The following is a 12149-nucleotide window of genomic DNA, read 5'->3' as shown; positions in this document are numbered from 1 at the left end:
GCTCGGAGGCATCCGTGTTTTTGTCCTTCGATAACCCTCAGCGACGATATTTTCGACACTTTGCACGACAGCAACGAACCCGCGCGGGGATCGTGCTACTGTCTCGCTTCACAGGATGTGTCACTAGGATTACCACTATGTCGCCCGGGCAGGAACCCTCGTTTCGGACCACCCCCGTCAATCTGATTCTGACCCTTGCGTCGTTGGTCATCGTCATTGCCGGGATACGTGCTGCCGAAAGTCTCATCATTCCGATATTGCTATCGCTGTTCGTCGCCGTGATCTGCACCTCGCCGGTCCACTGGCTCTACCGGCGTGGCATGGGCTCCCTGGCAGCGGTATTGATCACGCTGCTGATCCTGGGTGGCTTGCTGGCCCTGTTCGGCACGCTGCTGGCCAACAGCTTCACGATGTTCATGGACAGCTGGCCGGAGATGCAGAAACAGCTGGAGGGTCACTATCTCACCCTGTTGCAGTGGCTGGCGAATCAAGGATTCTCCGTCTCGCCGCAGGAGTTGTCCGACATGGTCGATGATTCCGGCGATCAGAACTGGATTTCCGGGTTCATCAGTGGGCTCGGCCTGGTGCTGTCCCAGAGCCTGGTAATACTGTTGATGGTCAACTTCATGCTATTCGAGACTCTGGACTTTCGTCAGAAAGTGGCCCGAGCGCTGACCAATCCCGGTCCGAGTCTGGAGCGGTTCACCGAGTTCAGCTACAACCTCAAGCGCTACATGGCGGTCAAGACGGCGATCAGTCTCATTACCGGTGTTCTGGTCACCATTTCGGCCTGGCTCGTCGGGGTACAGTTTGCATTGCTATGGGGCGCGTTGGCTTTCATTCTCAACTATATCCCCAATATCGGCTCAGTGCTGGCCGCGGTTCCCCCCGTATTGCTGACGCTGGCGATGCCGGATGGCGGGGCTGCCAAGGCAATGACACTGGCAGGGGCCTATCTCACCATCAACTTCGTGCTCGGTAACATCATCGAACCGCGCATCATGGGCCGGACGATGGGGCTGTCGACTCTGGTGGCGTTCCTGTCACTGGTGGTCTGGGGCTGGATTCTGGGGCCGGTGGGAATGCTGCTTTCGGTGCCGCTGACCATGACGCTCAAGATCGCGCTGGACAGTCATCCCGAGACGCGCTGGATCGCCAAGATGCTGAGCCCTTCGGAGCGTCGTCGGCGGCGTCAACGCAAGGCGCAAAAGGCCCTCGACGAGCTCGAGGAAGAGGTCGAGCAGTAACAGGAAAGAAATAGCAAGACAGCGAAAGTTGGATATAAAAAAGCCGCACTCTATCGAGTGCGGCCGGGCGATCTCGCCAAATGGCGAATCAGCCGTTCTGTTCGAGGAACTGCGTCAACTGGGACTTGGATTGCGCACCGACCAACGATGCCACCTTGGCGCCGGACTTGAACAGCATCACGGTAGGAACACCACGGACACCTTGCTCGGAAGCGATTTCCGGCGCGTCATCGACGTTGACGCTGACGACCTTGATGTCGTCGGCTTTCTCGTCGGCGACTTCGTCCACCACCGGCGCCATCATCTTGCAGGGGCCACACCACGGTGCCCAGAACTTCAGCAGCACGGGCTTGTCCGCATTCAGCACTTCCTGCTCGAAGTTGGCAGTGGTGACATCGACGTTGTTGGACATGACGTTAACTCCTGGGGATATTGCGCTCTTATCGAGCTTATGGACGCGATGTTAGCCCTTGCACCTTGCGCTGGCAAATATCGTGGCATATCGCAACGATAGCCCCAGGTTATTAAAGAGCGTTTCCTCATACCTGTTGATTGGCATTTTTGCCTTCACGCTCCGCCGCATATTGCGTAAAGTAATCTACGCGCCGTTTTTTATGCTTTTTTGTCGAGTCCGGAAGTCACGAGGTTGCCTATGAAGCTCCAACAGTTGCGCTACGTATGGGAAGTGACGCGGCATCAGCTCAATGTTTCCGCGACGGCACAGAGTCTGTTCACGTCGCAGCCCGGGATCTCCAAGCAGATTCGGCTGCTGGAAGACGAGCTGGGCGTCGAGATATTCGCGCGCAGCGGCAAGCACCTGACCCGCGTGACACCCGCTGGAGAGGCGATCGTCGAGTTGGCCGGCAAGGTGCTGCGAACGGTCGACGACATCAAGCACGTGGCGCAGGAACACAGCGACGAGCGTCGCGGCAGTCTGGCCATTGCCACGACCCACACCCAGGCGCGCTACGTGCTGCCGGGGGTAATCGGTGAATTCCGTCAGAAGTATCCGGATGTCGCGCTGCACATGCAGCAGGGGACCCCCAAGCAGATTGCGCAGATGGTCAGCGACGGCACGGCGGATTTCGCCATCTGCACGGAGTCGCTCGAACTGTTCAACGATCTGGTGCTGCTGCCGTGCTACCGCTGGAACCGCTGCGTGCTGGTGCCCAAGGGGCATCCGCTGGCGAGCGGGGAGCTGACGCTCGAGCGTGTCGCCGAGCATCCGCTGGTGACTTACGTCTTCGGTTTCACGGGGCGCTCGCAACTCGACGATGCCTTCAAATCCCGCGATCTGACGCCCAATGTGGTGCTGACGGCGGCCGACTCCGATGTGATCAAGACCTATGTCCGGCTGGGGCTGGGTATTGGCATTGTTGCGCACATGGCCGTCGATCCGGTGGCGGACAGCGATCTCGTGGCGGTGGACGCCTCTCATCTGTTCGAGAGTTCCACCACCAAGATCGGGATCCGCCGTGGCACCTTCATGCGTACCTATATGTATGATTTCGTCAAACGTCTGGCACCGCATCTGGACCGGGATACCGTCGAAGCGGCACTGGCGGCCGGGCCGCGGCACGAAGCCGAGCTGTTCAAGGGGATCCAGCTGCCGGTGCTGTAACGGGCCTTGGCATTCCCCGCGCGCGCTGACGAACGAGTGCTTGGTGGCAGTCGTCGATGATCCGTAAACGCATGAGCCCCGCCATTGGCGGGGCTCATGCGTTAGGGCTAACGGGTTAATAGCGGCGCTGGCTCAGTGTTGCAGATGCAGGCCGCATTCTCGCTTGTCTTCCACCTTGGTGGGATCGAAGTAATCGAAATTGTTGGGCAGATCGTGTTGTTGAAGGTACTGATACATCTGCTTGGCGCTCCAGTGCAGAACCGGGGCTACCTTCAATAGGCCATCGGCGTTGCGGGATAGCGGTAGCATGCGCGAGCGTTCCGGGGTGTCTTCGGCGCGAAGTGCCGTGAACCAGACGTCCGGCGCCGTTTCGGATAGCGCGCGGCGGAAGGGCTCGAGCTTGACCTCTTCGGTGAACGCGGCGTGGCGCGGGTCACTGATTTCCGGCGTCGGACCCTCGACGGCTTCCCGATGGGCGCGCGAACGTCGGGGATGATAGATCGTCAGGTTCAGATCGAGCCGCTGCGTCAGCTCTTCTGCGAAACGGTAGGTTTCCGGGGTGTTATAGCCGCTGTCCATCCAGATGACCGGGATGTCCGGACGAACCCGGGTGACCAGGTGCAGGATCACCCCCTCGAACGGACGAAAGTTGGTCGTGCAGATCGCCTTCTGATCCAGACTCAGAGCGAACTCGGTAATGGCCAGGGGATCGTGGCCGATGTCACGGTTGAGAGCGTCGAGATCGAACGCCATGGCGGACTCCTTCGGAACGGTCACGCCGCGAGGGGCGGAAACCGGCGGGCTTGGAATGACGGCCACTCTAGCAATCCTCTCGGAACGTCGACCAATACCCTTTGGTTAGATGGTTATATGAGCGGGCTCTCTACCTGGCCTGGAATCTCGACGCGGCGATTGTCAGCTGCCCAGCCGGCGCGTCGCCGACCGTGGCGTGATCCGGGGCGAAGAGCCTGGAGGCCACTCCACGTCGGCCTCGATGGCATAGATCTCCCGCAGGCGCTGCGGTGTCAACACGTCGCCGGGGCGGCCGCTGACGATGTGCCGCCCCTCCTTGACCACCCATAGGTGGTCGGCGAACCGCGCGGCCAGATTGAGATCGTGAATCGCGATGACGACGATCACGTCATCCTGGCGTGCCAGGCGGTGGAGATAATCGAGCACTTGCAGCTGATGGTGCAGATCCAGAGCGCTGGTGGGTTCATCGAGCATCAACAGCCTCGGCCGCCGTACGATGGCCTGGGCAATGGCGACACGCTGGCGCTGCCCGCCGGACAGCGCGGCGAGTTCGCGCTCGGCCAGCGGATCGAGCTCCAGCGATTGAAGCGCCTGCGCGACGGCGGCCAGCGCATGTCGGTTGGGTTCGACGACCTGCGTCCGGCGCGCGAGCAGGACCGCTTCGAAGACGCTCAGCGCCGCCTGGGTACTGGTGTCCTGAGGCAGGTAGTAGAGCTTGCGGGTGCGTTGTCCGAGAGACTGAGTCTCGAGAGACAGACCATCGAGTGTCATATGGCCGCTGGCCATCGTGATTCCGGCAATCGCTCTCAGCAGCGTCGATTTGCCGGCCCCGTTGGGGCCGATCAACGCGGTGATCTCGCCCGGTCGGGCTTCCATCCCTGCCAGATCATGCAGGACCCGACGCTTTCCCAGGGAGCAGCTGAGTTGGTCGATTATCAGGCTCATCGCCAGATTTCCTTGCGCGAGCTCAGAATCAGCGAGACGAAAAACGGCAGCCCGATCAACGCGGTCAGGATGCCGATCGGCAACAGGATGCCGGGAATCAGCGTCTTCGACAGAATCGAGGTCAGCGACAGGATCAGCGCCCCGGTCAGCGCCGACATCGGCAGGAACGCGCGCTGATCCTCGCCAACCAGCAGCCGGGCGATGTGCGGGCCGACCAGCCCGACGAAACCGATGGTCCCGACGAAGGCCACCGCCGTCGCCGAAAGCAGCGCACAGCACAGCAGCATGCGAAGCCTGAGCCTGCCGACATCGATACCCATCGCCTGGGCCTGAACGTCGCCCAGGCGCAGGGCCGTCAGTCGCCAGCGGGCGCGGACGAAGACGGGGATCGTCACCACCAGTGCCAACCCCGCCAGACCGACCTTCCCCCAGCTCGCCTTGCTCAGGCTTCCCAGCGACCAGAACACCAGTTGTTGCAGCGATTCGGCGGAGGCTACGTACTGCAGCATTCCCAGCAACGCGTTGAAGAAAAACATGATTGCGATGCCCATCAGCACCATGGTCTGCACGCTGACACCACGCAGTCGGCTCAGTCCCCAGATCATCAATGAGGCAAGCATGGCCAGCACGAAAGCGTTGCCGGTCAACAGCAGAGTGCCGGCGACCGGCAGCACGCCGAAACCCAGTACGATCGCCAGGGCGGCACCGAAGCTGGCAGCGGAGGAAATACCCAGGGTGAACGGATCGGCGAGCGGGTTGTTGAGCAAGGTCTGCATCTGCGCCCCGGCGATGGCGAGGCTGGCACCGACGACAATGGCCATTAGCGCCACCGGTAGACGGATATCCCATACCACCACCTGCAGGACGCGGGAGACCTCCGAGGGCGCCAGCAACGCTTTGGTGACGTCGCTCAAGGCGTAGGCCCCGGGTCCGGTGGCGATATCGAGCAGCAGCGACATCAGAGTCGCCAGGGCGGTCGCAGCGATCAGCCAGCGCTGGCGGCGCTGGCGCGCATGATAGCGGGCGACGGTAGTCGTCGAGTTGGCCGAAGAGGGCGAAAAAGTCGTGGCTTTCAAGTCATGGGTCGTTGTTTGGCGATGGCGTCACGCAGCGTAAACCAATGAGATGTTACTGGGAATCGTTCTCGTAGCCGTCGGATGCTTCGAGCGCCTGCATCAGGCGCTCGATCTTGGCGAGTGTTTCCCGATACTCGGACGCTTCTTCCGAATCGGCGACCAGACCGCCGCCGCCCCAGATGTGCAGGGTGTCGTCGTCGGCGACGACGGTGCGAATGGCGATCGAGGTGTCCAGCCGGCCGCGTCGATCCAGATAGCCCAGGCTGCCGCAATAGACGCTACGTCGGCTGGGTTCCAGCTCGTCGATGATCTGCATGGCCCGGTGCTTGGGCGCGCCGGTGATCGAGCCGCCGGGAAATGCCGCGGCTAGAAGGTCGAGGGGGCTCGCGTCTACCGCCAGTTCGCCACGCACGATGCTGACCAGATGATGGACATTGGCGTAGCTCTCCAGTCCGCAGAGCTGTGGCACCGTGACACTGCCCGAACGGCAGACACGGCCCAGGTCGTTGCGCAGCAGATCGACGATCATGATGTTCTCGGCGCGGTCCTTGGCACTCTGCTCGAGCTCGGTGGCCAGTCGTCGATCTTCATCGATGGTCGAGCCGCGAGGGCGGGTGCCCTTGATCGGCCGGGTCTCGACCTGCGAGTCGACCACGCGAATGAAACGCTCGGGCGACAGCGACAGAATGGCCTTTTCATCCCACGCGAGATAGCCGCCGAAGGGCGTCGGGGTGGCACGGCGCAGGCGCCTATACGCCTGCCAGATACTTCCCTGAAACCTTGCGGTAAAGCGCTGCGCCAGGTTGATCTGGTAGCAGTCGCCGGCGTGGAGATAATCCATGACCTGCTGGAAACGCCGGGCATAGCCATCGCGGTCGATATCCGCGGTGAAGGGCCGGGTCAGCCGGAAATCGATCTCTCGCCGGGGCGGATCGGCCTGCAGCCACACCAGAACCTGGTGCCGCCGCTGTGCGGTGGCGACCAGAAAGGCGCGCTGGCATTGATGATCCTGGATCAGTGCCCAGTCGTAGAGCCCTAGCCTGGCATCGGGTAGCGTTGGTCCCGGCCGCCGATCTGCCGGTCGACGAGGATCGTGGGTCGCCGACTGCGGATAGCCCCAGTAACCGAGCAGCCCGCCGAGGAAAGGAAGTTGCGTCGCCCGTTCCGCCAATGCTGCCGATAACGACGGGAGGAACGCAGCCTTGGCATGATCGAGCAGCGCCTGCTGAGCGGCGAAAGGTTCGGACGGCAATGGCAGGACGGGGTCGCAGACCGGGTGACCATCGGCGATGGTCAACGTGACCAGGGGGTCGCTGGTGAGAATGTCGAAGCGTCCACCCGGGGCATCCGGTCGGCCGCTATCCAGCAACACGGCACCGGGTCGATGACGCAGGCGCTCGAATGACGCTGCCGGATCGGGAGCATAGGGGACGTCGGTTATCTCGAGCCACGCTCTCGCGTCAGCCATGAATGCTTTCCCTGACCAGTGAAACGGCAACGCGGTGGCGACGATCGTCATCATTGGATCTCGTCGCTCGACGCCGGGGCGAGTTTATCGAGAGTCATGGAAAGGAGCGAGGCCTTTGAAGCGCCGACAGGATGGCTGCGGCCTGATCAAAGTGGCAGCTTGGCGTCTGGCTGATAGGCAGAAAAAGCATTGTTAACCACAATGTTGTCGACAATGCCGAGCGACGGCATTTTCAACTCTCGACTAAAGTGCGATGTCCGCGACGTTTTTCCCATTGCCCGAGAAAAACATGGCGCCTATGATGAGGTCTTCGCTCTCCAATTGTTAACAACTTCATGCCTCAGTCAATTCTAGACACGCAGCACGCCGATACTGAACTCCCCGTGGTTCGCACGTTGGCCGAGCGGGTATTCCATCAGCTTCAACGCGCCATCGTTCGCGGCGAATTGCCTCCAGGCACTCGTATCACCGAGCCGGAACTCTCCGCCCATTACGGCATCTCTCGAGGCCCGTTGCGGGAAGCCATGCGACGTCTGGAGACCTATCGGCTAATCGAGCGTGTTCCTCACGTCGGCGCTCGGGTGGTCAAGCTGTCGATGGATGAACTGCTGGAGCTGTTCGATGTTCGCGAGGCGCTCGAAAGCATGGCCGCGCGTCTCGCTGCCCAATCGATGACCGCTGAGGAGATTGCCGGGCTACGTGACGTTCTCGCTTTTCACGAGCGCCAGGAAGATCTGGCCAGTGGTGAGGCGTATTACCAGCGGGAGGGCGATCTCGATTTCCACTACCGCATCGTGCAGGGCAGCCACAATCGCATGCTGATGACGCTGCTGTGCGATGACCTCTATTACCTGGTACGACTCTATCGCACCCAGTTCAGTGCCAACGGTTCTCGACCGCAGCGAGCCTTCGTCGAGCACCATCGGATCGTCGATGCCATCGAGGCCGGCGATGCCGAACTGGCGGAGCTGCTGATGCGCCGTCACGTCAGCGCTTCCCGCGAGAACGTCGCCGCCCACTATGCGCGCACGCTGGGCGATCAACCCGCTTCCGACACCACGAGGATCGAACCATGACGCAGTCCAGCCCCGGTGCGCGTTTTCGCGCCGCACTCGCCAATCACCGCCCGTTGCCCATCGTCGGTGCCATCAACGCCTACAGCGCGATGATGGCCCAGTCGGTGGGGCATCAGGCTATCTATCTTTCCGGCGGCGGTGTGGCCAATGCGTCCTACGGCCTGCCGGATCTGGGCATGACCACGCTCAACGATGTGACGGAAGATGCGCGCCGGATTACCGCGGCCTGCGATTTGCCGTTGCTGGTGGATATCGACACCGGCTGGGGCGGCGCCTTCAATATTGCGCGCACGGTCAAGGAGATGGAGCGGGCGGGCGTCGCGGCAGTCCATCTCGAGGACCAGGTGGCGCAGAAGCGCTGCGGTCATCGTCCCAACAAGGAGATCGTGTCCCAGTCGGAGATGGTCGATCGCATCAAGGCAGCATCCGACGCTCGCCGCGACCCGGAGTTCTATCTGATCGCGCGCACCGATGCGTTCCAGAAGGAAGGACTTGCAGCCGCCGTCGAACGCGCCAACGCCTGTGTCGAGGCCGGTGCGGATGCCATCTTCGCTGAAGCAGTACATACCCTGGATGATTACCGGGCGTTCTGTGAGGGCGTCGATGCGCCGATCCTTGCCAATATCACCGAATTCGGGGCGACACCGTTGTTCACTCAGCAGGAGCTGGCGGAAGTCGGTTGCCGCATGGTGCTGTATCCGCTCTCCGCGTTTCGGGCAATGAATGCGGCGGCGCTCAAGGTCTATCAGGACATCCATGCCAAGGGGCACCAACGGGATGTGGTGGATCTGATGCAGACGCGAGACGAGCTTTACGAATTTCTCGACTACCACGCCTTTGAACGCAAGCTGGATACGCTTTTCGAGAGTGAGTCCTTGGGTAAACGGCGAGGCTGAGTCGTTGCCAGCAACGAGATTATCGGAGGAGACGATCATGGCGGAAATGACCCAAGGCACCGGATTGCGGGGGCAGAGCGCGGGCACCACGGAGCTGTGCACGGTGGGCAAGAGCGGTTCGGGCCTCACCTACCGCGGTTACGATATCCAGGCGCTGGCGGAAAACGCACGCTTCGAGGAGGTCGCCTATCTGCTGCTGAAGGGAGCGTTGCCCAATCAACAGCAGCTGGACGACTACATCGCGCAGCTTCAGCGTTCGCGGTCGCTACCGGAGCCGCTGAAAAAAGTGCTGGAACAGATCCCCTCCGATGCCCATCCCATGGACGTGCTGCGCACCGGAACTTCCATGCTGGGCAACCTGGAAACCGAGCAGCGCATGGAGGATCAGCAGCGCCACGCCGATCGGCTATTGGCAGTCATGCCGTCCATCCTCAACTACTGGTATCGGCATTCCCGCTACGGCGAGCGCATCGAGACCGAAACGGATGATGTCTCTATCGGCGGGCACTTTCTTCACCTCCTCCATGGCAAGCCCGCCTCCGACCTTCACGCGCGGGTGATGAATGTCTCGCTGATCCTGTATGCGGAGCATGAGTTCAACGCCTCCACTTTTACCGCCCGTGTCTGCGCGTCGACGCTGTCGGACCTGCACAGCTGCGTAACCGGGGCGATCGGTTCGTTACGTGGGCCGCTGCACGGCGGCGCCAACGAAGCCGCGATGGAAATGATCAGCCACTGGTCGAATCCCGACGAGGCGGAGCGTCGACTGCTCGAAATGCTCGAGCGCAAGGACAAGATCATGGGCTTCGGCCATGCGATCTACCGGGAGTCGGATCCGCGCAGTGCAATCATTCAGCATTGGGCCAAGCAGCTGGCAGACGATGTGGGTGACACCCACCTCTATACCGTCTCCGAACGTGTCGATGCGGTGATGGCGCGCGAAAAGGGCCTGTTCCCCAACGCCGACTTCTATCACGCCAGCGCCTATCACTTCATGGGTATTCCCACGAAACTGTTCACCCCGATCTTCGTCTGCTCTCGGCTGACCGGGTGGTGCGCGCATGTCTTCGAACAGCGTGCCAATAACCGCATCATTCGTCCGAATGCGGATTATGTCGGACCGGAAAAGCGTGACTGGGTGCCGATCGAACAGCGGTAGCCATGACGATGACAGTTCGCCAATCGACAACAATTCGCCAGTCGATAATTCACCAATCGATAGTCCCACGTCTTTCCGTCGCTGATGGGAGCGGCGAGGGAGCCTTACCGTCACAGCCAAGGACGCCATTTCATGAGTGCCAACGTCGATCTCAATCAGCGCCCCGATTACGACCCGGAACTTCAGACCATCGCGGATTACGTGCTCGGCTTTTCCTTCAAGAATCGAATCGAGAGTCAGGAGGCGCTGGAAACGGCGCGCCATTGCCTGATGGATACGCTGGGTTGCGGTTTGCTCGCGCTGCGCTTTCCGGAATGTACCAAGCATCTGGGGCCGCTGGTGGAAGGCACGACGGTCCCCCACGGTGCTCGAGTACCCGGTACGCAGTTGCGCCTGGACCCGGTGAAGGCCGCCTGGGATATCGGCTGCATCGTTCGTTGGCTGGACTACAACGACACCTGGCTGGCAGCGGAGTGGGGACACCCCTCGGATAATCTCGGCGGCATTCTGGCGATCGCCGATCATCTCTCGCAACGACGCCTGTCGAAAGGCGAGAAGCCGCTGATCATGCGTGACGTGCTCGAAGCCATGATCATGGCCCACGAGATTCAAGGCGTGCTGGCATTGGAGAATTCGTTCAACCGGGTAGGCCTTGATCACGTCATGCTGGTCAAAGTGGCATCGACGGCAGTCGTCGCGAAGTTGATGGGTGCCAGTCGCGATCAGATGCTCTCGGCACTGTCGCATGCCTTCGTCGACGGCCAGAGCCTGCGTACCTATCGCCATGCACCCAATGCCGGGTCACGTAAGAGCTGGGCGGCAGGAGACGCCACCTCCCGGGCGGTGAGGCTGGCCGACATTGCCATGCGCGGCGAGATGGGAATTCCCGGCGTGCTCTCCGCGCCCCAGTGGGGCTTCTATGATGTGTCGTTCAGCAAGACCAACAAGGATCAGGCGATCAAGCCTGAAGCTGATCGCCGGTTTCGGATTTCTCAATCCTACGGCACTTATGTGATGGAGAACGTGCTGTTCAAGATCAGCTTTCCGGCGGAATTCCATGCTCAGACTGCAGCGGAAGCCGCGGTCACGTTACACCCTCAGGTGCGCGATCGTCTGGAAGAGATCGATCGCATCGTGGTGACGACCCATGAATCGGCCATTCGCATCATTTCCAAGGTGGGTGCGCTCGCTAACCCGGCCGACCGGGATCACTGTCTGCAATACATGATCGCCGTGCCGTTGGCATTCGGTAGCCTGACCGCCGAGCATTACGAAGACGATTTCCACCTGACGCATCCGGTCATCGATCTCCTGCGTGACAAGATGGAGATCGTCGAAGACGAGCGATACAGCCGGGAATATCATCAGGCGGACAAGCGGTCCATCGCCAATGCGGTTCAGATCTTCTTCAAGGACGGGACCCAGACCGAGCAAGTGGCCGTGGAGTACCCACTGGGACATCGGCGCCGCCGGGAGGAGGGCTTGCCGCAGCTCAAGGAAAAGTTTCGGTCCAATCTGGCAACGCGCTTTCCTGCGCAGCGCTGTGAGCAGATCTTTGCTCTGTATGAAAACACGGCCCAGCTCGAATCGATGCCGGTCGATGCTTTCATGGAGCTCTGGGCTATATAGCCCGAGACGAATCCCGCCCGAGAGGGCGGTATAGTGGCGGTCTACTCTAAACTTTAGTTTTTTGTTCTTTCGGGGGTTGCCAACCGCCGAGTAGAAACGTAAAGTACGCATCCGCTGCCGCCGAGAGAGGTTTTCGGGGACAGCGAAAAAGATTCCAAGCGTTTGATTTGATTGAAGAAATCGGTTGACGCAAGGCGGTGAAGCCAGTAAGATTGCTTCCCAGTTCTTCAAGGATCGGCACCGACAAGCAGCAGCGGCGCCAGACAGGATTCGACAAGA

Annotated in this window: 12 protein-coding genes; 6 read left to right on the top strand and 6 right to left on the bottom strand. The window is 61.0% G+C overall.

All coding sequences use genetic code 11. The features are described from left to right. The first annotated feature begins 137 nt into the window (after window positions 1-137). The gene (locus DOM58_RS17405; RefSeq protein ID WP_075561731.1) at window positions 138-1247 is read left to right on the top strand and encodes an AI-2E family transporter; all 1110 of its coding nucleotides are present in this window, start codon (window positions 138-140) and stop codon (window positions 1245-1247) included. 88 nt (window positions 1248-1335) lie between these two features. On the opposite strand, the gene trxA is transcribed toward DOM58_RS17405, so the two are convergent. Continuing rightward, window positions 1336-1659: a thioredoxin gene (trxA, locus tag DOM58_RS17400; protein WP_075561732.1), complete on the bottom strand. Its 324-nt coding sequence runs from the start codon at window positions 1657-1659 to the stop codon at window positions 1336-1338. A gap of 240 nt (window positions 1660-1899) precedes the next feature. On the opposite strand from trxA, the gene cysB reads away from it, so the two are divergent. After that, window positions 1900-2868: an HTH-type transcriptional regulator CysB gene (gene cysB / locus DOM58_RS17395; protein WP_075561733.1), complete on the top strand. Its 969-nt coding sequence runs from the start codon at window positions 1900-1902 to the stop codon at window positions 2866-2868. Between the two features lie 132 nt (window positions 2869-3000). Here cysB and DOM58_RS17390 read toward each other — a convergent pair whose 3' ends face one another. The 4 genes from DOM58_RS17390 to pabB form a co-directional block, all read right to left on the bottom strand. Beyond that, window positions 3001-3621 carry a phosphoadenosine phosphosulfate reductase domain-containing protein gene (locus tag DOM58_RS17390; protein ID WP_110693916.1) on the bottom strand — a complete coding sequence of 207 codons (621 nt, stop codon included), beginning with the start codon at window positions 3619-3621 and terminating at the stop codon, window positions 3001-3003. Between the two features lie 162 nt (window positions 3622-3783). After that, window positions 3784-4566, bottom strand: coding sequence for an ABC transporter ATP-binding protein (locus DOM58_RS17385; RefSeq protein WP_110693915.1), 783 nt, complete (start codon window positions 4564-4566; stop codon window positions 3784-3786). Beyond that, window positions 4563-5642 (bottom strand): FecCD family ABC transporter permease, encoded by a 1080-nt coding sequence (locus DOM58_RS17380; protein ID WP_223162220.1) that lies wholly within the window; start codon window positions 5640-5642, stop codon window positions 4563-4565. Before DOM58_RS17380 ends, DOM58_RS17385 begins: the two co-directional genes overlap by 4 nt. 52 nt (window positions 5643-5694) lie before the next feature. Then, entirely contained in the window at window positions 5695-7110 is a 1416-nt protein-coding gene (gene pabB / locus DOM58_RS17375; RefSeq protein ID WP_110693917.1) for an aminodeoxychorismate synthase component I, read from the bottom strand. 335 nt (window positions 7111-7445) lie between these two features. Between pabB and DOM58_RS17370 the strand changes: the two genes are divergently transcribed. The 4 genes from DOM58_RS17370 to prpD all read left to right on the top strand — a co-directional run bounded on the left by DOM58_RS17370 (window position 7446) and on the right by prpD (window position 11870). Beyond that, window positions 7446-8186: a GntR family transcriptional regulator gene (locus DOM58_RS17370; protein WP_075561737.1), complete on the top strand. Its 741-nt coding sequence runs from the start codon at window positions 7446-7448 to the stop codon at window positions 8184-8186. Then, on the top strand, window positions 8183-9082 hold the full coding sequence (gene prpB, locus DOM58_RS17365) for a methylisocitrate lyase (RefSeq protein ID WP_110693914.1): 900 nt from the start codon (window positions 8183-8185) through the stop codon (window positions 9080-9082). Before DOM58_RS17370 ends, prpB begins: the two co-directional genes overlap by 4 nt. A gap of 37 nt (window positions 9083-9119) precedes the next feature. After that, entirely contained in the window at window positions 9120-10241 is a 1122-nt protein-coding gene (gene prpC / locus DOM58_RS17360; protein WP_110693913.1) for a bifunctional 2-methylcitrate synthase/citrate synthase, read from the top strand. Between the two features lie 132 nt (window positions 10242-10373). Continuing rightward, window positions 10374-11870, top strand: coding sequence for a 2-methylcitrate dehydratase (gene prpD / locus DOM58_RS17355; protein ID WP_110693912.1), 1497 nt, complete (start codon window positions 10374-10376; stop codon window positions 11868-11870). Window positions 11871-11916: 46 nt separating this feature from the next. Here the strand turns inward: prpD and DOM58_RS17635 are convergent. Continuing rightward, on the bottom strand, window positions 11917-12149 hold a 233-nt coding region (locus DOM58_RS17635), incomplete at its 5' end, for a hypothetical protein (protein WP_223162219.1).

This window comes from Salinicola halophyticus, from assembly GCF_003206695.1.
Classification (GTDB): domain Bacteria; phylum Pseudomonadota; class Gammaproteobacteria; order Pseudomonadales; family Halomonadaceae; genus Salinicola; species Salinicola halophyticus.
The sequence above is the reverse complement of the archived record's forward strand: the minus strand, read 5'-3'. Positions and strand labels throughout refer to the sequence as shown.

What these genes read in the sequence shown, in the direction of transcription:
- DOM58_RS17405 (WP_075561731.1), top strand. Translation starts at nt 138, where the DNA reads ATGTCGCCCGGGCAGGAACCCTCGTTTCGGACCACCCCCGTCAATCTG.
- trxA (WP_075561732.1), bottom strand. Translation starts at nt 1,659, where the DNA reads ATGTCCAACAACGTCGATGTCACCACTGCCAACTTCGAGCAGGAAGTG.
- cysB (WP_075561733.1), top strand. Translation starts at nt 1,900, where the DNA reads ATGAAGCTCCAACAGTTGCGCTACGTATGGGAAGTGACGCGGCATCAG.
- DOM58_RS17390 (WP_110693916.1), bottom strand. Translation starts at nt 3,621, where the DNA reads ATGGCGTTCGATCTCGACGCTCTCAACCGTGACATCGGCCACGATCCC.
- DOM58_RS17385 (WP_110693915.1), bottom strand. Translation starts at nt 4,566, where the DNA reads ATGAGCCTGATAATCGACCAACTCAGCTGCTCCCTGGGAAAGCGTCGG.
- pabB (WP_110693917.1), bottom strand. Translation starts at nt 7,110, where the DNA reads ATGGCTGACGCGAGAGCGTGGCTCGAGATAACCGACGTCCCCTATGCT.
- DOM58_RS17370 (WP_075561737.1), top strand. Translation starts at nt 7,446, where the DNA reads ATGCCTCAGTCAATTCTAGACACGCAGCACGCCGATACTGAACTCCCC.
- prpB (WP_110693914.1), top strand. Translation starts at nt 8,183, where the DNA reads ATGACGCAGTCCAGCCCCGGTGCGCGTTTTCGCGCCGCACTCGCCAAT.
- prpC (WP_110693913.1), top strand. Translation starts at nt 9,120, where the DNA reads ATGGCGGAAATGACCCAAGGCACCGGATTGCGGGGGCAGAGCGCGGGC.
- prpD (WP_110693912.1), top strand. Translation starts at nt 10,374, where the DNA reads ATGAGTGCCAACGTCGATCTCAATCAGCGCCCCGATTACGACCCGGAA.